The organism is Mesorhizobium sp. WSM4935 (genome assembly GCF_029625735.1).
In the GTDB taxonomy this organism is placed as follows: Bacteria; Pseudomonadota; Alphaproteobacteria; order Rhizobiales; family Rhizobiaceae; genus Mesorhizobium.
In genome coordinates, this window is sequence record NZ_JARTVR010000004.1 from 529,066 (window position 1) to 549,117 (window position 20,052).

Annotated in this window: 17 protein-coding genes; 7 read left to right on the forward strand and 10 right to left on the reverse strand. The window is 60.5% G+C overall.

Annotated features, from left to right (window positions below; genetic code table 11):
* Positions 1-46: 46 nt before the first annotated feature.
* The 8 genes from P9273_RS14225 to P9273_RS14260 all read right to left on the reverse strand — a co-directional run bounded on the left by P9273_RS14225 (position 47) and on the right by P9273_RS14260 (position 9,863).
* Positions 47-1,162, reverse strand: a complete 1,116-nt coding sequence (locus P9273_RS14225) for a sugar ABC transporter substrate-binding protein (protein ID WP_040996602.1) — start codon at positions 1,160-1,162, stop codon at positions 47-49.
* A gap of 120 nt (positions 1,163-1,282) precedes the next feature.
* Positions 1,283-2,230, reverse strand: coding sequence for an ABC transporter permease (locus tag P9273_RS14230; RefSeq protein ID WP_040996599.1), 948 nt, complete (start codon positions 2,228-2,230; stop codon positions 1,283-1,285).
* Entirely contained in the window at positions 2,227-3,810 is a 1,584-nt protein-coding gene (locus P9273_RS14235; protein ID WP_278049469.1) for a sugar ABC transporter ATP-binding protein, read from the reverse strand. The genes P9273_RS14230 and P9273_RS14235 overlap by 4 nt, the downstream gene beginning before the upstream one ends.
* Before the next feature lie 64 nt (positions 3,811-3,874).
* The gene (locus P9273_RS14240; protein ID WP_278049470.1) at positions 3,875-4,912 is read right to left on the reverse strand and encodes a substrate-binding domain-containing protein; all 1,038 of its coding nucleotides are present in this window, start codon (positions 4,910-4,912) and stop codon (positions 3,875-3,877) included.
* A 178-nt stretch (positions 4,913-5,090) separates the two neighbouring features.
* Entirely contained in the window at positions 5,091-6,581 is a 1,491-nt protein-coding gene (gene aldA, locus P9273_RS14245) for an aldehyde dehydrogenase (RefSeq protein ID WP_082045094.1), read from the reverse strand.
* Positions 6,582-6,622: 41 nt separating this feature from the next.
* Positions 6,623-7,654 (reverse strand): 4-hydroxythreonine-4-phosphate dehydrogenase PdxA, encoded by a 1,032-nt coding sequence (gene pdxA / locus P9273_RS14250; protein ID WP_278049471.1) that lies wholly within the window; start codon positions 7,652-7,654, stop codon positions 6,623-6,625.
* Positions 7,655-7,882: 228 nt separating this feature from the next.
* Positions 7,883-8,977 (reverse strand): four-carbon acid sugar kinase family protein, encoded by a 1,095-nt coding sequence (locus P9273_RS14255; RefSeq protein ID WP_040996594.1) that lies wholly within the window; start codon positions 8,975-8,977, stop codon positions 7,883-7,885.
* Position 8,978: 1 nt separating this feature from the next.
* Positions 8,979-9,863, reverse strand: coding sequence for a DeoR/GlpR family DNA-binding transcription regulator (locus P9273_RS14260; RefSeq protein ID WP_336619390.1), 885 nt, complete (start codon positions 9,861-9,863; stop codon positions 8,979-8,981).
* A 216-nt stretch (positions 9,864-10,079) separates the two neighbouring features.
* On the opposite strand from P9273_RS14260, the gene P9273_RS14265 reads away from it, so the two are divergent.
* From P9273_RS14265 to ligD, 5 genes are all read left to right on the forward strand, one after another.
* The gene (locus P9273_RS14265) at positions 10,080-11,204 is read left to right on the forward strand and encodes an ABC transporter substrate-binding protein (RefSeq protein ID WP_082045091.1); all 1,125 of its coding nucleotides are present in this window, start codon (positions 10,080-10,082) and stop codon (positions 11,202-11,204) included.
* Between the two features lie 73 nt (positions 11,205-11,277).
* The gene (locus P9273_RS14270; RefSeq protein WP_040996592.1) at positions 11,278-12,774 is read left to right on the forward strand and encodes a sugar ABC transporter ATP-binding protein; all 1,497 of its coding nucleotides are present in this window, start codon (positions 11,278-11,280) and stop codon (positions 12,772-12,774) included.
* Between the two features lie 2 nt (positions 12,775-12,776).
* Complete coding sequence (locus P9273_RS14275) at positions 12,777-13,049, forward strand: hypothetical protein (RefSeq protein WP_278049472.1); 273 nt, start codon at positions 12,777-12,779, stop codon at positions 13,047-13,049.
* Positions 13,046-13,756: an ABC transporter permease gene (locus P9273_RS14280; protein WP_278049473.1), complete on the forward strand. Its 711-nt coding sequence runs from the start codon at positions 13,046-13,048 to the stop codon at positions 13,754-13,756. The genes P9273_RS14275 and P9273_RS14280 overlap by 4 nt, the downstream gene beginning before the upstream one ends.
* A 1,061-nt stretch (positions 13,757-14,817) precedes the next feature.
* Complete coding sequence (ligD, locus tag P9273_RS14285) at positions 14,818-16,587, forward strand: DNA ligase D (RefSeq protein ID WP_278049474.1); 1,770 nt, start codon at positions 14,818-14,820, stop codon at positions 16,585-16,587.
* 97 nt (positions 16,588-16,684) lie between these two features.
* Here the strand turns inward: ligD and P9273_RS14290 are convergent, their stop codons facing one another.
* Both P9273_RS14290 and ctaD read right to left on the reverse strand, forming a co-directional pair.
* On the reverse strand, positions 16,685-17,098 hold the full coding sequence (locus P9273_RS14290) for a hypothetical protein (RefSeq protein ID WP_336619391.1): 414 nt from the start codon (positions 17,096-17,098) through the stop codon (positions 16,685-16,687).
* A gap of 50 nt (positions 17,099-17,148) precedes the next feature.
* The gene (gene ctaD / locus P9273_RS14295) at positions 17,149-18,807 is read right to left on the reverse strand and encodes a cytochrome c oxidase subunit I (protein ID WP_442920213.1); all 1,659 of its coding nucleotides are present in this window, start codon (positions 18,805-18,807) and stop codon (positions 17,149-17,151) included.
* A 165-nt stretch (positions 18,808-18,972) separates the two neighbouring features.
* Between ctaD and P9273_RS14300 the strand changes: the two genes are divergently transcribed.
* Both P9273_RS14300 and P9273_RS14305 read left to right on the forward strand, forming a co-directional pair.
* Positions 18,973-19,128: a hypothetical protein gene (locus P9273_RS14300; protein ID WP_278049475.1), complete on the forward strand. Its 156-nt coding sequence runs from the start codon at positions 18,973-18,975 to the stop codon at positions 19,126-19,128.
* Positions 19,115-19,912 carry a DUF2243 domain-containing protein gene (locus tag P9273_RS14305; protein WP_278049476.1) on the forward strand — a complete coding sequence of 266 codons (798 nt, stop codon included), beginning with the start codon at positions 19,115-19,117 and terminating at the stop codon, positions 19,910-19,912. Before P9273_RS14300 ends, P9273_RS14305 begins: the two co-directional genes overlap by 14 nt.
* Positions 19,913-20,052 lie beyond the last annotated feature (140 nt).

Sequence of the window (20,052 nt, forward strand, 5' to 3'; positions counted from 1 at the left end):
CCGCCGACCTGGCCGGCGCAACCGCCGGCCAGGTTCGTGTCACGGCTCAGTTGGCATTATCGGCGGTCTGGCCCTGCAGCTCATTCGGCGTGAACACAGGGAAGCACTGCGGAAAGCCGGTGGCAGTGTAGAAGGTCTTCGGCAGGTCGGGGAAGAAATCCTTGCCTTCCGCCAGATCCGCGTTGTTCTTCTGGGGGATTGGCAAGAACACCTTCTGCGGCAACGCGTTGCCCTCCAGCAGCACGACCGAGGCCTCCAGCGCCATCGCGGCCAGCGCCGGCGCCTGGGCAGCGGTGATGCCCGGATATTTGCCCTTGGCGACCAGCATCCGCGTGCCGTTGCCGGCATCGAAGCCGACCGGGATGACGGGATGCTTTGCTGCGGCCATAGCCTCAAGCGCGCCGACGGAGCCCTCCTGGACAACGATGCCGTCAAAATTGCCGTTGGTGGCGATGGCGTCGGACGTCACCTTCGACGCCTTACCTACGTCCCAGTCGCCCTCGACCTTGACCGTCTTTAGATCGGGGTACTTGGAGAAGACTTGGTTAAAGCCCGCCTGATTGTCGCGGTCAACGCTGTTGCCGGGGACGCCATCGATTTCCAGAACCTGACCCGAAACATTGCCCTTCTTGGCCTTGATGCCATCCACGACGGCCTGCGCCTTGATCCGGCCCAGCTCGACCTGGTCTTCGTTGATCTGAACGACCTGGTTGGAATCGAGCACGTTGTCATAGGTCACCAGCACCACGCCGGCTTGCTTGGCGCGCCTGACCACGGCGTCGAAGGCGGTCGGATTGACGGCATTGATGATCACGGCGTCGTAGCCGGCCGCAATGAAGTTATCGATCGCCGAGATCTGAGCCGTGGAATCGTTTCCAACCGAAATGATCTTCAAGTCGGATAGTTTGGACTTGTTCTCGGGACGCGCCCCCCAGGCCTTGGCGGTCTGGATCGAATTGGCACGCCAGTCGTTGCCTACATAGCCGTTTACCAGGGCAATTTTATATGGCGCCGACTTCTTCGGATAGGAGATCACCGAAGCACTGTCTGGCGCAGGAGCATAGCAGTCGGGCTTGTAGGTGTCCTGCGCCCAGGCGCTTGCAAACATTGCGCTGGATGCTGCAAGGGCGCCCATCATCACAAACGGAATACGTCTTTTCATTTCACTTCCTCCCGTCTTTCGGCGACCATCGCCGGATTTCGAATTGGACCTTCCTGCAGCCGTCGCCGCGGAGACCGAGTTCCTGAATGCGCATAGGGCCGGCGCCTTGTTCCGGCCCCCTCAACGCCGATTCAACGAGACGGCGATGATGATGATTGCTCCCTTGATCACCTCCTGGATGCTGGTGGAAAGACCGAGCACGAGAAGGCCAAAGCCGAGAATTCCAATGAAGATCGCGCCGACGACGGAACCGACGATCGATCCATAGCCGCCAAAGAGACTTGTCCCGCCTATGATCACGGCCGCGATGACGTCGAGCTCGAGCCCCGCTCCAAGGCTGGGATTGCCCGCCGTCGAACGGGCCGCGAGCATCATGCCCGCGAGGGAGGCGGTCATGCCGGACAGGACAAAGGCGAAGATCTTGACGCCGTCCGTGCGCACCCCGGAAAAGCGGGCGGCTACGGCATTCCCGCCGGTTGCATAGACACGCCTGCCATAGGGCATCTGATGCAGAAGATAGTAGCCGCCTGCGGTGAGGACGACGGTCCACCAGATTGGTGCCTGGACGCCCAGAAAACTGCCGTTCCAGAACAGGTTCGAAAAATCATCGTCGACGATCGAGACGGGCCGCGTGCCGGTGATCGTCAGTGCCAATCCGGAAAAGATCGAGAGCATGCCGAGCGTCACGAGAAACGATGGGATGCGCAATTTCGTAACGAGGATGCCCGAGGTCGCGCCGATTGCGGCGCCGGCGCCCAGCACTAGAAGTGCCGCGACGTAGGTCGGGACATTCTGATCAAGCATCAGCGCGGCGATCATCCCTGAGAAGCTCGCGAGGGATCCGACCGAGAGGTCGATTTCACCGCAGATGATCACAAACGTCATGCCGATCGCCATTGCCGAGACGATGGCTGTGATGCGCAGGACCGCGCCTGCCGTCGAGACAGAGGCGAAGTGGGGAGCAAACAGGACGAAATAGAGAGTGATGGCGAGGAAGATCACGTAGGTGATGTGGTCGCGCAGGAAATTCACGGCACTAGCGCGCAACGGCATCGAGGACGATTTCATGCTGCAACTCCCTGAGCGCGTATGTCGGTCTGTCTGGCGGCTTCAGCCTGCAGCAATGCGCGAAGTCTTGTCTCGTCGTGCATGCGGCCGATGCTGCGCGTGATCCGCCCTTCCGCCATCACAAGGATGCGGTCGGACAGATCCAGGAGTTCTTCGAGCTCCGACGAAATGAGCAGCACGGCAACGCCTTCGCCGGCCGTACGACGCACAAGTTCACGCATATCGCGCTTGGCGTTGATGTCGACGCCCGAGGTCGGTTCGTCGAGGATCAACAGCTTCGGCTTCATCGCCAGCCATTTGCCGAAGACGATCTTCTGCTGATTGCCGCCCGAAAGCTCCTGGGCCTTCTGCGAAGGTCCGCGGCACAGGATGTTGAGATCGTCCCGGTATTGTCTGAACAGAGCCGTGATCCGGGCCGTCGCCATCGGCCCGAGCGGACCCGCCAGCGAGAAATCGGAAAGGCGGGGGAGCGACAGGTTCTCCTCTATCGAGCGCCCGCCTATGAGACCTTCGAGCCGTCGGTCTTCCGGAACAAGCGCGATCCCGGCAGCGATCGCTCCGCTGACACTACCCGGCCGGAGGGGCTCTCCCGCAACTGCTATGTCACCCGATACATCGGGAAGCACTCCGAACAAGGCCTTACCCAAGGTCGAGCGACCGCTGCCGACAAGTCCGGCAAGGCCAACGATCTCACCTGGGTCGATCGAGAGCGATACGCCGGACAGCTTTCGTGACGTTGCAAGATTGTCGACCTCGAGGGCGGGGGTTCCAGCGGCCATTACCGAATGGTGCGTCGCGGGCGCCGCGGCAGCCGGCAAGGGCACTTGGCCCTTTGGCCGCGACATCATCGCGGCAATATCGTCGATGGACGTCTTGCGGGGGTCCAGAGGGCCGACCAGCCGCCCATCCTTGATGATCGAGATGCGGTCCGAAAGCCTCAGCACATCGGCCATGCGATGGCTGATGTAGACGATACCGATCCCGTTCTGCTTGAGCTGGCCGATGGTGCGAAAAAGCGTTTCCTCCTCATGGATGGTCAGTGACGACGTCGGCTCATCCATCACGAGCAGCTTGGCGCCCCGCGAGATCGCCTTGAGGATCTCGACCATCTGGCGCTGAGCGAATGCCAGGTCGCTCACGCGCGCCGAAGCGTCGAGTGCGAATGCATACCGCTCGATCAAGGTCCGAGCTTCGCGAAGCATCTTCCTGCTGTCGACACGCCGGCCGAAGGCGAGGGGCTCGCGAAGGATAAAGAGGTTCTCGGCAACCGAGCGGTTCGGCAAAACGCTCAGTTCCTGGAAGATCATTGCGATACCGCGATCGATCCTGTCCCGCAGCGACAAGGCGGTGACGTCCTGTCCGTCGAACAGAATCCGGCCCTCATCCGTTCGATAGGCTCCCATGAGGATCTTCATGAGCGTCGACTTGCCGGCGCCGTTTTCGCCGAGCAGCGCATGCGTCTCGCCGGCCATGACATCGAACGAAATGTCCGACAGCACGCGGTTCGCGCCAAACGACTTGCCGATGCCTTGCATCGTTACGATCGCGTGCTGGGGTGCTGGCGTTTTCGTTTCGGCCATGATGGTTTCTCGATTGCTCTGGGATGCGCCGGCGGATGCAGTGGCCCGCCGACGCAGCAAGGTGCTAGAAGCACTCGCCGTTGCAGATCTTTACCACCGACGCCGGCGCATCTTCCTTCGTGACCTCCTTGAGGGCACTGAGAAGATCGAGCTTCTTGACGCGCAATGTCGGCACCGAAATGTAGGGCGGGACGTCATGCCCGAGCAAAGCGAGCGCGGCCGCCTTGGCTTCGGCGACGCCCTGGTCGTAGGGGCGCTGCGCGCCTACCGCCAGAAATTCACCCCGGGCCACGTTCAAGGCGCTGTCCGCGGCGATGTCATTGGTTGTGACGACGATTTCGCGGCCGAGCGTCTTGGCCGCGGCCACGACTTGCTGGGCGGGAGTATCCCACGCAACGAAAATGCCCTTCATGTCGGGGTGCGCCGTCAGCATCGCGGTGGCAACCTCGTAGGCCTTCTCGGGCGCTGTGAAGGTGCCGACATCCGCGACCTTGATGTCGGGATGCTCGGCGAAGGCCTTTAGTGCGCCGACTTTGCGGGCGGCGACCGAGTAATAATAGTCATAGACCAGCGTAATAACGCCGACCTCGCCTTTGCCGCCGATCCCGCTCACAAGTTCTTGCGCGGCGAAATAGGCGTTCTTCTCATTGTCGGAGGCGACAACGGACACATAGTCCTTGCCCGGCGCCATATCGACCGGAACGTTGTCCATGAACACCAGCTTGATGCCGGCCGCCGCCGCTTTCTTGTAGGCTTCGGATTCGGACTTCGGATCGATCGGGATCGAGAAGATCACATCCGGCTTACGGGCAATCATCTGCTCGAGATCGCTGATTTGCTGGCCAGGCTGGAACTTGGCATCGGTGGTTCCGACGACGTCGATGCCAAAGTCCTTGAGCGTGTTGGTGATGCCGGCGACCTGCAGCTGGGGCCAGCCAGCATCCATCGTATGCATCACCAGTCCTGCGGTGAACTTTCCGGCCTTGAGCTTGGCAATATCGTCGGCCGAAAACTTGAGCACGTCCGGCGACACTGCCGGCGGGCCATCCGGGAAGCCCGGGACGGGCTGGCCCCTGGGCGACAGGGGCAGCGGCTCGAGCAACGCCTTTGCCTCGGGCGGGATGGTGTCATCGGCGTTCGCCGAGGATGCAGCCATTCCCGAAAGTGCTACGGCCAAGGCGGCCGCCATTAATCCACGATAGTTCATTTCACTCCTCCCGATCATATGAAACGGCCGTATCGGCCGGATGGCGACCTTAATGGTATTGGTCGGGCGCTGCTCAGCGCCCGTAAGGCATCAATGCCGCCGTGGCGGCACCCGAATAATTCACGTAGACCGTCTTCTTGCGCATGTAGCTCTCGAGCCCATGCACGCCGTCGTCACCGCCCAGCCCGCTTTCGCGGAAGCCGACATGGAAGCCCTGCAGCATTTCCGGCCCAATCCGGTTCACGTAGATCTCGCCGAACGAGACCTCGTTGACGGCGTTCATGACGCGGCCAAGATCATTGGTGAACAGATAGGCGGACAGGCCATAACGACTGGCATTGGTGATGCTGACCGCTTCCTCGAACGTATCGAAGGGCATGATCGGCACGACCGGGCCAAAGATTTCGCGCGTCATGATCGGCATATCGGGCGTCACGTCGGTCAACACCGTCGGATTGAGCCAGTAGCCGCCGTCTATCGGCGCGTTTGCCGGGCGCCCGCCGGCGAGGGCGAGCCTTGCGCCGCCCGCGACCGCCTCCGCAAGCACCCCCTCGACCTTCTCCAGCTCCTCACGGCTGACCTTGGGGCCGATATCGGTGTTCGCCTGCATCGGATCGCCGACGACGAGCGATTTGGAAAACTCGACAAAGCGGGTGACGAATTGATCGTAAACCGATCGATGAACGAGCGTGCGTTCGTTGCAGATGCAGACCTGTCCGCAATTCATGTAACGCGAGGTAGCCGCCGAACGCACCGCCAGATCGAGATCGGCATCGGCAAGCACGATGAAAGGCGCCTTGCCGCCAAGCTCCAGCGAAACCGGCGTCAGATTGGCTGATGCGTTGGCCATGATGCGCTTGCCGGTCGGCACGCTTCCCGTCATCGTGATGAGATCGACGCCGGGCTCCGTGCAGAGCACCTCGCCTATGGTTTCGCCTCGCCCCGTTATGATGTTGACCACGCCCGCCGGCACGCCGGCTTCAACAAAGATGCGGGCCATTTCGAGTGCCGAAAGCGGCGTATCCTCGTGCGGCTTGAGGACGATGGTGTCGCCGGCGATCATGGCGGGCGCCACCTTTCGGCTGACAAGCGCGCTCGGGTAATTCCACGGAATGATGGCGGCGACGACGCCGACAGGCACGCGCTGGATCCAGACCTGCTCTCCCGCATAGTCGGATGGCAGGATCTCACCTTGAATGCGACGGGCGAATTCGGCGTAATAGTCGAAGAACTCGGCCGTGCCGCCGACTTCACCGATAGCCTCGTTGATCGGCTTGCCTTGTTCCCTCACCACCACCTCGGCTAGGTGCCGGGCGTTCTGGCGGACCAAGGCCGCGATCCGCTTCATGATCGCCGCGCGGGCAAGGGGTGACTTGAGCCCCCAGGCCTTTTGCGCCTTGCGCGCGGCCTCTATCGCCCGGCGAGCCTGATCCGGGCTGGCCTCAGGCACATCGACAAAGGCCTTGCCGTTCGCCGGATTGATCACCGGGCGCGTGCCAGCTTCGCCGGTGACTAACGTCCCGTCGATCAACATGAGATAGGATTTCTTGTCTTCTACTGCCATCGTTCAATCCGCTTCCGCGTGCGTTACAGGCGTGCTGACGCCTAAGGGTTGGATTTCGCCGCGGCCATTTGCACCGCGAATTCGATCGCCTCGACCAGACTGTCCTCGTTGGCGATGCCCTTGCCGGCGATGTCGAAAGCCGTGCCGTGGTCGACGGAGGTGCGGATGATCGGAAGGCCGAGCGTGACATTGACGCCGGAGAGCGCTTTCCACTCGCCGGTCGCGGGATCGACGTCGAAGCCGAGCAGCTTGACCGGGACATGGCCCTGATCGTGATACATCGCGACCACCGCGTCGTATTGACGGGCGCGCAGCTTGACGAAGACCGTATCGCCCGGAACGGGTCCATACACGCTAAAGTCGGCGGACGCGTAGGAGGCGACGACAGGTGTCGTGATGTCGATGTCTTCACGGCCGAAAATCCCGCCTTCTCCGGCGTGTGGATTGAGCGCGGCAATTGCAATGCGGGGATGGGCAATGCCGAGGCCGCGCAGCGCATCGGCCGTCAGCTCGATAACTCGCCGCAACCGAGCTTCGGTCAGTTTCGACGGAACCTGTGCGAGGGCGACATGGGTCGAGACATGGCTGACTCGGAAATCGCCATGGGCAAGCATCATCACGGAATCGCGGGCGCCCGTCAGTTCCGCCAGCATGTCGGTATGGCCGGCATAGTGATAGCCGGCCAGGTTGAGCGCTTCCTTGTTGAGCGGGGCGGTAACGATACCCGCAATCGAACCGGCCTGAGCCAGGCGAACGGCCTTTTCGATGGCCAGATAGGCAAGGCGTCCGCCTTCGGCCGACATGACGCCTGGTTCGATGGGGGTCCGCTCCGGTCCCGCCTCAAGAATGGCCACGGGCGGAAAAGGGCCTGCGGCCGAAGCCGACGGCTCTTCCTCCTCGATGCGTCCCGAAATCGACTCCATTGCGCGCATCGCGGCAACGCTGCCGACGATGAGAAGCGATAACGACCCGTCGGCAAGCCGCGGCCTCAGCCGTGCGCATGCCTTCGCAATGATCTCGGGGCCGATGCCCGCGGGATCGCCCATCGTTATGCCGAGTCTTGGACCAGACATGCATGCCCCTAATCGGTCAATTGTGATCATCTTCTAATCCCTCCAGGATCAAATGCGCAATAGTTTTCTTTTTTCGTCATCCGTAATCATAGGCATGGCGAAAATCCTATCGTCGGCCTGCCTGCTTCGAGGGCGCAGGTGAGGGCTTGGCCCAACTCTGATACATTGTTTGACGCTATTTGACCGGCTTGGACGAACCTGACGACCCCTGGCGGTGATCCGTCTTGATCACCGGCACGCTAGAGCCGCGAGCCTGCAGAGCAGGGCATGGTCGCCGAATGCGCCGGATTTCGAAATGGCGACTAGCCCATCGAAAACGCCACCTGTGATTCTGGAAACCGGAAGCCCCGGCTCAATCTCGCATTCGACCGTAAGTTCGATCGCGCGGAGGCTGTCGCAGACCGACCGCAGGGTTTCACCCCCGGTGACGAGCAAGGTGCCCGGCTTCGGCAAACCCTCGAGGAGCGAGGCAAACACCTTGCCGATATGATCCGCCACGACGTGGCGATCGCCCGATGCGGCGACACTGACAACCGATGGCTCCCCGCGCGTCATCCGTTTCGTCAAATGCGTTTTTGCACCTTCGATGTCGCCGTCGACGACGATATGCCCGCCCGCATGCGTGGAGGAAAAGAGGGCTACCTGGTTCGCGGTCACCTCATGGTTTGTTCCCACAAGGGCCACGAATGGAGCGGAAAACGCAGGGGCTGGCTTAGGCGGCGCGTTCATATGTCGTGCTAGGGCCGCCGCCAGGCCGCCTGTGCCGACCCACAATGTCGATCCCTTCGGCACCGCTGCGACTACCCTGTCCAGGTCGGCATCCGTTTCGGCGTCGTAGAGCGTGATGAAATCCACCGGGCGCGGCCCTGGTGTCGATCGACCGGCCGGGAAGCGCCGACCCAGGCCGGCGACAAGATCGGGACCCACCACTTCGGATCGATCGAGGCGCCATTGGCGTCCAAGCCGCGTGGCACGCCCCTGAAACGGGAACGCCGGTGCCAGAACTACATGCTGGTAGGCCCCCTCGACAATGCAGGCCTCGATTTCGGCGATCACGTGGCCACGCAAAAGGCTGTCGATCTTCTTGAAACTCAGTTGTCCCCCGGCGAGCCATGGCGCAAGCGTCCGGTGTCGCTCGACGGCCGTCGCCAATGAGCCTTCCCGGGTGGCGGCATCGATCGCCATGCGCCCGGCAAAAGCGCGGTCCAATCGCCAGCTTACCCCAATGCCGTTCCCTCGCGACGCAAAGGAAACCGCACTGTCGAGGGCGCCGGTCAAGTCATCAGCGACGACCCGGATATCGGCAGCCTCAAGAGCGCGCAATTCAAGCACCCGAACGGCTGAGGCGCACGACCCTGACGTCCACATCGAGCGTCCGAAGATTGGTGAGGTGAGCCTGGTCGATGCCATCATCCGTAATGATCTGGTGGATATCGGCCAGACGGCAGATGGTGCAGAAATTAGGGGCGGTGAACTTGGAATGGTCGGCAAGGACGACGACACGGCGCGCCGCCGCAATCATCGCCTGCTTCATTGCCGCAACCTCGAGCGAAGTCTCCGTGAGCATGTCTCCGGTGATGGCGTGGGTGCCCAGAATGGCCACATCCGCGTGAATGGTCCTCAGAAAATTCTCGCCAGGCTGGCCGATCAGCGTCAGCGAACCAGGCTTGCAGGTGCCCCCAGGCATCACCAAACGTACTTCCGGCACCGTTGCAAGGATCTGCGCGATCGCAAGGCTGTTGGTGACGGCCGTAAGCGGAATAGGGGCCGCAGCGATCGCGCGCGCGACCTCTAGAACTGTCGTGCTTGCGTCAAAAATGACGCTCTGGCCGGCTCGAAGCTCCGACATCATAGCAGCGCCTATGGCGGCCTTCTCAGCCCTGGCGAATTGCGCCGCGGTGGCGAGATCCGGCTCGAAGGTAGCCAACTCCGTGCGTTGAAGCATCGCCCCGCCATGCGTCCGCTCCAACGCACCTTGCCTTTCAAGCGTCTCGAGGTCGCGCCGGATCGTCGAAGGCGATGCGCCGATGAGATCGATGAGTTCCTGAACGCCGACCGCTCCTTCCCGTTTAAGGCATTCGAGGATGAAGGCGTGACGCTTGGCGGGAATGAGATCGACCCGACCGCGGCCGCCGTCGTCTTCCCATGGCCCGGCGGGCACTGCAGGCGCCATGTCCGCCACCGACGATTTTCGGACGTTCCTTGCCACGTTCGCATCTCCGCATGAATCACAGCGCGCCTGGGATCGCGAATATCACGAATCCCCCAAGCGAGCCCAATGATTTGTCACCATGATAGCCGAATGGCTACCATTTTTGGTTGCTATAGAATTATTTTGACTGATTTTGACCGTGTATGTTAATCAAACTTCGTCAACTGTCGCCACCAGAAGGATCGGAAACGGGCAGTTCTGGTCAAAATCGAGATGAACCAGCAATGCAAAGAGCCTTGTGGGCTGCATTGCGAACCGGTTGGAGGAACCATGTTTTTGTTGTCGAGGCTGAAATCAGCCGTTATCGGCGTCGCTGCCGCGGCCTTCCTGTCAACGGCGGCCGTCGCGGCCGACGGCCCAACGGTCGGCGTAGTGGTGCCGACCTTGGACGCGCAATTCTGGAACAGCTATGTCGCCTTCATGAAGAAGGGAGCGGATGAGCTCGGCGTGCACCTGGTCGTGCTCAACGCCGACAACAAGCCCGACCAGATGGTCAAGTCACTTGAGGATCTGGTGGCCCAAAAGGTCGACGGGATCATCTTCACTCCCTATTGGGCCACTGCCGCCCGAGGGCTCACGCTGGCGAAGGAAGCCGATATTCCGGTCATACTGACGGACAGCTACCCGGACTTTTCGCCTCAAACCGAGCGTTTCCCCAATTACATCGCCTTCATCGGGCCGAGCGATGAAGATGCCGGATACCAAATGGCCAAGGCGCTGTTCGCCGCGATCAAGCCTGGGCCGGACGGCAAGAAAGTAATCGGCGTGGTCAACGGCACCGCAGGCACCTCGGTCGCCATCGATCGCCGCAAAGGACTGGAAGACGCTCTCAAGGAAGCGCCCGACGTCCGCGTCGCCGGTGAAGTCGACGGCAATTTCGTCCGTGATACATCGCAGACCGCTTTTGAATCACTCTTCCAGGGCAATCCTGACATCACGGGCGTCTGGGCGGCGAATGGGGGGACCGCGACCGGTGTGATGGCGGCTCTCAAGAACCATGGGAAAGTACCCGGGAAGGACGTCATGGTCGTCGGAATGGATCTAAACCCTGAGAATGTCGAAGCGGTGAAATCCGGCGATCTGCTTTTCGACATCGGCGGTCACTGGCTTCAGGGCGGCTTCGCGCTTGTAACTCTCTTCGACCAGATCAAGGGCATTCCCGTGCCGCCCGCCGCCGACAACGTCAAGCTCAAGCTGCTGCCGCTGACCAAGGATCGGGTCGCGCAGTTTGAAAAGGATTTTCCAGGCGGTGTGCCCACCTATGATTTCCGGCAGCACTCCCGCTTCTACAACAAGGATGCCAAGCCAGCCGTTTTCGAGATGCAATACAGCAACTGAACGCACATTCGGCCCTGCCTGCCGCCTTACGGTTGCGGGCAGGCCTCACCCTGGTATTGGACGCGTTCGGTTCATGACGCTTACCGCGAGCAATTTGCATAAGAGCTACGGCCAGACACGTGCTGTGCATGGCGTCTCGATTGAGCTGCGGCCGGGTACGGTTCACGCGATCGTGGGCGAAAACGGAGCCGGCAAATCGACGACCCTGCGCATGCTTGCCGGTGCCGAACGGCCTGATGCCGGCGAAATGACGTTGAATGGCGCAAGATACGCCCCTCCAAGTGTCATCGGGGCGGCGACCCTTGGCGTGTCGCTCGTCTACCAGGAAATCACGATCAATCGCTCATTGTCCGTTGCGGAGAACATCTTCATCGACCGCCTGCGGATGTTTGCCGGCCGCCTCGGTTTTATCGACCGCAGACGCATGGAATCGGCAGCGCAGGCGATCCTCGAGCGGATCGGCGCGCAGATATCGGTCTCATCCGATACGGGTCGGCTCAATCTTGGTGAGCTGAAATGCATCGAGATCGCTCGAGCGCTCTCTACAAGTCCGAAGATTCTCCTTCTCGATGAGTCCACCGCTTATCTGGATCATCGAGAGGTTCAGGCCGTCCTTCGCGTCATCAGCGAACTCAGGGGGCAGGGGATGACGATAGCCTTCGTTTCCCATCACCTCGACGAGGTGCTTGCCGTCGCCGACGAATTGACGATTCTCAAAGATGGGCAATTTGTCGGAACGTTTCGCACGAGCGAGATTGCGCCGCGTGAAATTCATCACCGCATGGTGGGGCGCGAGCTTGCGAAAAGCATCTATCCGCCGCGGCCGGCGAAAGACCCAGGCAGGACGGCGCGGGATCCCGTCGTTCTCGAAATCAGCGACGTTGCTGTCGGGCGCGAACTCAACAACATCAGCCTGGATGTTCGCGCTGGCGAAATCCTCGGCCTTGCCGGATTGAAAGGCGCCGGCGCCGAAGCGCTGTTTGCGGCCATTTGCGGCGACTTGCCTTTGCGCCATGGCTCTATGAAGCTCGTAGGCGGTTCATACGCGCCGTCGAGCCCGACTTTCGCCTGGCGACAGGGCGTCGCCCACCTGCCGGGCGACCGTAACAATGAAGGGCTGATTGCCGAGTTCAGCGTACTCGACAATCTGGTGATGGCCCGCCCGCCGCATCATGGGCCGGTCTTCGATCGCGCCGCTGCCGCCGCCATCGCGGGCGATCTCATCGCCCAGATCGGCATCAAGGCGCAAAGCGTCGATGCGTCCTGTCGTTCACTCTCCGGAGGCAATCTGCAAAAGGTGGTGATCGGCAAATGCCTGGCCATCCAGCCCCGCCTGCTCCTGCTCAACAACCCCACGCGCGGCGTCGATATCGGCGCCCGCGCGGAAATCTACCGCATCATAAGGCAGAAGGCGGCGCAGGGCCTCGCCATAATCCTGTCCTCGGAAGACATGCCTGAATTGATCGGCATGTCAGACCGTCTGCTGGTGCTTCGACAGGGATATGTCACGCATCGCATCGAGACGGCAGCCGATGCCACCGAACACGACATCATTGGACATATGGCCTGACCATGGAAACGAACGAGACAGCCAGCACGACGGAGACGCTGAACGCAAGTGGCGGACCGATCAGGAACGCAGGCAGGCTTGAACTCCTCAAGCGCAGCTTTCCGCTAGCCATGCTCGTTCTGCTGATTGTGATTTTCTCGATATTGTCACCACGCTTCCTGACCTTCGGCAACCTTCTCATCGTGCTTCAACAGGGCACGGTGCTGCTGGTCGCGGCGCTGGGCATGACCTTCGTCATTATGGCCGGTTCCATCGATCGCTCGCGGCGTTGTTGACGGCGCTGACCGCAGATCGTCTCGGTGCTGCGGCAATCATTCCGCCCATTGCCGTTGGCGCGGCCGCCGGCTGGATCAATGGCATGTTGCTTGCCAAGGGCAAGGTCCCGTCCTTCATAGCCACCATGGGGGCGATGGTGGTGTATCGCGGCATCGTGCTTCTTTTCACTCGCGGCGCTCCTGTGTCGATCGAGGACGAGCAGTTTCTGGACACCTACACCAATCGAACTTTGGGCATTCCTCATTCCGTTATCATTGGCTTGGTGCTCACTCTGGTTGCTTATGGCATCATCAACAGGACAGTGTTTGGCCGTGAGGTTCGCGCCATCGGCGGCGGCGAGCGTGTGGCCATTTTAACGGGCATCCAAGTCGATCGCGTCAAGATCTCCATGTACGTGCTCCTCGGGGCATTATGCGGCATCGCAGGGTTGCTTCAGGGCGCTCGCGCCATGGCAGCCACGGCGCAGCTCGGCGAGGGGCTGGAACTGGACGTCATTGCAGCTGTCGTGGTTGGCGGAACGCCTTTGACGGGAGGTGTGGGCAGTGTTGTCGGTACCATACTAGGCGTTTTGATCATCACTCTGCTATCGAACGGCATGAACATGATCGGCGTGGACCCATACCTTCAGAATATCGTCAAAGGAATTGTTCTGGTTTGCGCTGTCTTCGTTACCATCGATCGCAAGAAGATTGGCATCATTAAGTAGCGGCAACCCGGGAGCTTCGGACACACCGGAGATCACCTCTTTCACGCCACAGGAACGCTTCCGGCTAGTTCAGCCATTCATGATCGGCTACGTACGCCGCGAGGAGCAGATGGGATCTTGGTCAGCGACAGAATCACTGCAACTTGAGAGAAAGCGCGCCAAGCCGGCGTTGAAGTGGGCCGAACGGCCGATCCAGAGCGCAGCCATTCCCAAGGGCCGCTCTGAAGATTCCTACCGAGCTCAATCACGAATGACAGCTATGTAACCGAGAGCGGAGTCACTAGCCATCGGAGACCAGAAAATAATTCGGAAAAAATGATGAACGCCGATCTGCCATTCGTTGCGCCGGCAAGATCACGAAGCTTGAGCGGACGACGTTCTTGGTCACCGTCCCATCCAAGTTATAATTGAGGATGTTGCCGAAGCCTGTGTTGCAAAGACATCAGGATCCATTGGGCGCTTGTTTTGGTCGACCAGGTCAGTTCCATCCCAAGTGATGCCGTCTTTGGTGGGCAAGGCCGCGTTGTTCAGTTCTGTAGAGCGAGCACTATTCTGCACAAGCTGCGATCGCGGTGGACCGGTTCGACTCGAAATCCTGTCGGTGCCTCGATGAGTGAACGAACGCGCGGTTTGTGACGCGAGCAGTTAACCACACGCCCGGGATCAGCCATGCGGGCGCATCACCACTTTGGTGCAGCCGTCCTGCTTGTCCCTGAATGTCTCGTAGGGGCCGGCCCGTGCCGGTTGGGTAGAGGCGCGCAACTCGACATCAATTGTACACCACTCGTCCGCTCACGTTGCAGATGGGCCGTCAATGCCCCGGACGAACCAGGCATTAGGATCATCTTTAACTGGCAGAAGCTGGATGGCTTTGAGGAGAGGGTCTAAGCCACGGTCATTGCCCTCCGCAGTGGCAATGATACCGGCGTGCGTTGAACTTGCGCTGGAGCCGATGTCCCGACCGCACCTGGCGCAGCCGATTTTATATTCATTTTTGCTAAAATGATCGGAACCGATCGCTGCGGCACGGTTTGAGTCCCCGTTGCGGGAGACACGAGTGCATGCATAGAGCGAAGGGCCAACTCGCATTCATCGAGTTCCAATCGCCAACCTTGGCAGACAAGCCGCCTGGTGACGGCGACTGGGTGCATGAAATCAAATATGACGGCTACCGAACGCAGCTGGTGGTGGAGGCTGGGAAGGCTAAGGCATTCACGCGGCGCGGCTACGACTGGTCGCACCGTTATAGGCGTATCGTCCAGGCCGCCGCGAATCTGCCGGTCAAATCCGCCATACTCGATGGCGAAATTGTCGTTCTCGGCGCCACCGGTCTGCCTGACTTTCAGGCTCTGGAGCGGGAGTTGGGCAATCCGAACTCCTCCAAGCTTATGTTCTTTGGCTTCGACCTGTTGCACCTCAACGGGAAGGACCTTCGGCAGCAGCCCCTGATTGATCGCAAGGGCGCGCTGCAGCACCTGCTGAGGGACACCGCGCCGATATTGACCTACGCTGAGCACCTTGAAATGAGTGGCAAGAACGTGTTCGAGCACGCCTGCCGAATGGGCTTGGAGGGGATCGTCTCGAAGCGGGTGGACGCTGTCTATCGCTCGGGTGTCCAAACGAGCTGGCTCAAGGTGAAATGCATCAAGAGCGACACTTTTCCGATCGTCGCGTTTGTCGAGAAGCTCGGCGCTCAACCGCGCCGTATAGCCTCGCTCTATATCGGCAAGCAGGACGGCGATCGGCTGCTTTATGCCGGGAAAGCTCAAAGCGGCTACACACTGGAAGCGGCGCGGCGCATTCGAGAGCGGCTCGACCCGCTTATCGTCAGCAAATCTCCCTTGTCAGAGCCAATCCAAAAGCCCAAGGCCACCTGGGTGAAACCCGTTGTGCTGGCCGAGATACAGTTCAGCGGTGTGACCGACAGGGGGATATTGCGCGAGGCCGTGTTCAACGGCTTGCGCGAAGACCTTCAGACGATTCCGGCCAAGCCCCCGTCGCCCTCCAAGCGCAGGTCCGAAATCCAGAGCGTAGTCCCTCGCGAGAACATTTTGCAGTTTCTGCCCGAAGCGGTCGCTCCTTCCAAGGAGGACCTCGTGCGATACTGGTGGCGTGTGGCCGATCAAGCTCTGGTCCACCTCGGCGGGCGACCGCTCAAGCTGGTCCGCCATGCCTCGGGAGTCACCTTCTATCACAAGGGGCCACTGCCTGCGATACCTGCGGCGGTGCACCAGCTGCGCATCCAGAAGCGCGAGGGCGGTGAGGGTGTCCGAGTCTGGATCGACGACCTCGACGGCCTGCTCGGCCTGGTCGCTATGGATGCCGTCGAACTGCATCCGTGGAACGCCAAGGTCGACGATATAGAACATGCCGACCGGGTTGTCCTGGATCTCGATCCCGGAGAGGGCGTTCCGTGGGACCAGGTGATCGAAGCCGCCTTGTCTTTGCGAGACATATTGGAAGCGGCTGGCCTGGAGAGTTGGCCGAAGGTCACCGGCGGCAAAGGCATCCACCTGATGGCTCCGCTCACCACCAGGATGACCCATGACCGCGCGCGCCAATTGGCGAGGTCTCTCGCTCAACGCCTAGTCGATGCCGATCCGGACCGGTACCTGCTGTCAGCCGATCCGGTAGCGCGGAAAGGGCGCATCTTCCTGGACTATCTTCGCAACGGGCGGGGCAACACCGCGGTCGGCGCGTTTTCGCCCCGAGCACGACCCGGCTTCGCGATCGCCCGTCCTGTAACCTGGAGACAGGTTGAGCGGGGGCTGCAACCGGATGCTTTCACGCTGGCGCATCCGTTCAATGCCCGCGGTCAGAAAGCAGCATAGGGTGGGTTAGCTATCGCGCTGCTTCCGATCAGAAGTTAATCTCTGTTCGAGCGAGGCACTGGAAGCCGCCCTGGCGATCAACCCGTCATCGGCGCGATCATGCGCATCCATCCCGATGGGAAAAGCCCGCCCATGTCAGGGCGAGCGCGTCATCCTGTCCATGAACAAGGGTCGCCCGGGCGCGACGGATTGAAAACGCGCGGTTGATCTCCTTCAGGCCGGTGCGAAGGAACAGGCAATGATGGCACATCGCAGTATTGCCATGCGCGAGCGCATAGGCCGGTTCGAGCGCGATCGCGTGCTCAAGAAGTACCAGCGCCCTGGTCCCTTGCTCCGGCATACCGGAATCGACATCACGCTGGGCCTGCAGCACGAGATGATAGGCATCGAGACTGTCAGGGCGCCTGCGCCTGAGGCGTTGGATCTCGGCCTTCCGCACCCTCGGCGCAATGGCGCCCACCGCTGCCAGCGCGATCTCGTCTTGAAGCGCAAAGATGTCTTCGGAAGGCAACGTTGGCGCTCAACGGGCTGGATGAACCTCCAGCGGGTGCCTCAGGTAGCCTACTTGATGACCGGCAGGCGATCCCACTGATGAAAGGGCGGGGGCGAGGGCAGCATCCATTCCAGCGTTGTGGCTCCTGAACCCCACGGATTGCTGCCAACTTGGCGTCTCCGGTAAAAAGCTTCTATCACGCAAGCGAGGAAGAAGAGGACGCTCACGCCGGACATGTACGAGCCGTAAGAAGACACCATGTTCCATCCGGCAAACGCGTCGGGATAATCGATGTAGCGCCTTGGCATACCGGCCAGGCCGAGGAAGTGATGCGGGAAGAACACCAGGTTGACGCCAATGAAAGTTGTCCAGAAATGTACGCCGGCAAGAACGGAATTGTACATATATCCGGTCATTTTGGGGAACCAGTAGTACCACCCTGCGAAGATACCGAAGAGCGCGCCCAGTGATAGGATGTAATGGAAATGGGCTATCACGAAGTAGGTGTCGTGCAGCTCGCGATCGAGCCCCGCATTCGCCAGCTGGACGCCTGTGACGCCACCAATCGTGAAAAGGAAGATGAAGCCCAGAGCCCAGAGCATCGGCGTCTGTAAGCGTATTGATCCACCCCACATTGTGGCGATCCAAGAGAAGACCTTGATGCCCGTCGGAACGGCGATGACCATCGTGGCAAAGGTAAAGTAACGCTGGGTATCGAGACCGATCCCGCTGGTGTACATATGGTGCGCCCACACGACAAAGCCGATCGCTCCTATGGCGACGATTGCATAAACCATCCCCAAATACCCAAAGATCGGCTTGCGGGAAAACGTCGAAATCACCTGGCTGACGATGCCGAAGGCCGGAAGGATCATGATGTAGACTTCCGGGTGGCCGAAGAACCAGAAGAGATGCTGGTAGAGGATCAGATCCCCTCCCTGATCCGGCACGAAGAAGGCGGTGCCGAAATTGCGATCGGTCAGCAGCATTGTCAGCGCGCCGGCCAACACTGGTAGGGCGAGTAGCAGCAGGAAGCCGGTAATCAAAACCGACCAGGCGAACAGGGGCATCTTGTGAAGCGTCATGCCGGGAGCCCGCATATTGAAGATCGTGGTGATGAAATTGATGGCGCCTAGGATCGAAGACGCGCCAGCGATGTGTAAGGCCAGGATGATAAGATCTACTGCCGGCCCCGGGTGTCCGGATGTCGAGAGGGTCGGGTAGAGGAACCAGCCGGTTCCAGCTCCGTAGCCTCCAGGCACGCTAGGCATGAACATGGAAAGCACGAGCAGCATGAAGGCCGGCGGGAGAAGCCAGAACGAAACGTTGTTCATCCGCGGGAAGGCCATATCGGGCGCGCCGATCATCAACGGGATCATCCAATTTCCGAATCCCCCGATCAGCCCTGGCATCACGGCGAAAAAGATCATGATCAGCGCATGGGCAGTCGTGAACACGTTGTAAAGCTGCTTGCCGCCATCGATCGCCGAATCGCCCTGATAGCCGTAGAGGAATGCGGCCAGACCCGGGAAAATCTGAATGCCGGGCTCCTGAAGCTCCATTCGCATCGCCACCGAGAGAACCATTCCGACGATGCCCGCGATGATCGCAAAGACCAGATACATCGTGCCGATGTCTTTGTGATTGGTCGAGAACAGCCAGCGCGCGGCTCCAGTGGGGTGGCGGATACCAGCTTGCAGTTCTGCACTTGTCTCGGTGGGGGACACGGCAACTCTCACTTTTCAGCCGGATGACTGGCAGCGAGTTATGCACGCGCCAGGCGCACCGAACCGGACAATGTGGGGATTGTTCCCCGCCGATTGGCGGTAAATTTTCCGGCCGCTGGAACAACCAAACCAACGGCCTGTTCGGTTGCGACAGGAGCGACGCAAATGCTGGAGATGTTTGCAGCCCTACTGGTGCTTTCGGCGGTCGCCGGGGGATTGATTGTCGTGTTTTGGCTGGAGGCCCGTCATGGCCTCCATGGTCCGCCGGAGAAGGCGCCGATCGGCGGCACCGATGTGGGAGGACCCGATGTCGCTCCATGAGGGCGTTGGCCGTTCTCTTGGTGGCCTGGATCGCAAGGCGCTTTGCGGATGGCTGCTGGTCGGCTTCGCGCTGGCTGGATTTTTCGATGGCATCGTTTTGCACCAGATCTTGCAGTGGCATCACTTGCTTTCAGCCGTTTCCCCCAAAGCCGACTTGCGGTTCCAGATCATGAGCGACGGCCTGTTCCATCTGGCGATGTACCTGTTGCTAGTATTGGCAACCATTTTGCTGGTAGCGGCACGCGCAGCCAACTCACGCGTCGTCACGACAAGTGAGATTCTGAGGCTGTCGCTGGTCGGGTTTGGCCTGTGGCACGTTGTCGATGCCGCTGTATTTCACTGGCTGCTGGGGCTCCATCGGATCAAGATGAATAGCGATGCTCCGCTGGCCTGGGACATCGGGTGGGTCGTTGTCTTTGGTCTTGGACCTTTGCTGCTCGCCTGGGTCTTGCCGAGCCGGAGCGGGGCGGCGAGTGGGAGCGCGAGCGCTGCCTTGACGAGCATTGTCTTACTGTCAGGGCTAGCGGCAGGGGTCGGACCGAGCTTCACCCGAAACTCCGAAACGATAGTGGTCTTTCAAAGGGGGATGAGTCCGGCCTCCATGATGCAAGTGGTTCTTGGTGCCAGCACGGGCTTAAAATGGACCAGCTCCGACGGATCTGTGTGGGTCCTTGGGCCGGTCTCATGGGTAGGGCTATTCAGGTTGCATGCGAACGGTGCCCTTGTCGTCAGCACATCGCCGTTCGTCGGCGGCTGCTTAGCTTGGTCGCAATTCAAGGCCTGAACGGGATAGCACGCTCGGTCGTTTATCTTCGCCTCAGTGCTGACAGCTCCAGTCAACTCCCAGGCCCATTGCTTCAACCGACTACCCCAAGGTTTCATCGAGTGACCGCCGCGAGCCTGCTCTGCCAACAGCGTTGGGGA

Coding starts and splice junctions, on each gene's coding strand:
- aldA (WP_082045094.1), bottom strand. CDS start 6,581: ATGGCAGTAGAAGACAAGAAATCCTATCTCATGTTGATCGACGGGACG.
- pdxA (WP_278049471.1), bottom strand. CDS start 7,654: ATGTCTGGTCCAAGACTCGGCATAACGATGGGCGATCCCGCGGGCATC.
- P9273_RS14300 (WP_278049475.1), top strand. CDS start 18,973: ATGCTGGAGATGTTTGCAGCCCTACTGGTGCTTTCGGCGGTCGCCGGG.
- P9273_RS14270 (WP_040996592.1), top strand. CDS start 11,278: ATGACGCTTACCGCGAGCAATTTGCATAAGAGCTACGGCCAGACACGT.
- P9273_RS14230 (WP_040996599.1), bottom strand. CDS start 2,230: ATGAAATCGTCCTCGATGCCGTTGCGCGCTAGTGCCGTGAATTTCCTG.
- P9273_RS14235 (WP_278049469.1), bottom strand. CDS start 3,810: ATGGCCGAAACGAAAACGCCAGCACCCCAGCACGCGATCGTAACGATG.
- ligD (WP_278049474.1), top strand. CDS start 14,818: ATGCATAGAGCGAAGGGCCAACTCGCATTCATCGAGTTCCAATCGCCA.
- P9273_RS14275 (WP_278049472.1), top strand. CDS start 12,777: ATGGAAACGAACGAGACAGCCAGCACGACGGAGACGCTGAACGCAAGT.
- P9273_RS14265 (WP_082045091.1), top strand. CDS start 10,080: ATGAACCAGCAATGCAAAGAGCCTTGTGGGCTGCATTGCGAACCGGTT.
- P9273_RS14225 (WP_040996602.1), bottom strand. CDS start 1,162: ATGAAAAGACGTATTCCGTTTGTGATGATGGGCGCCCTTGCAGCATCC.
- P9273_RS14305 (WP_278049476.1), top strand. CDS start 19,115: ATGTCGCTCCATGAGGGCGTTGGCCGTTCTCTTGGTGGCCTGGATCGC.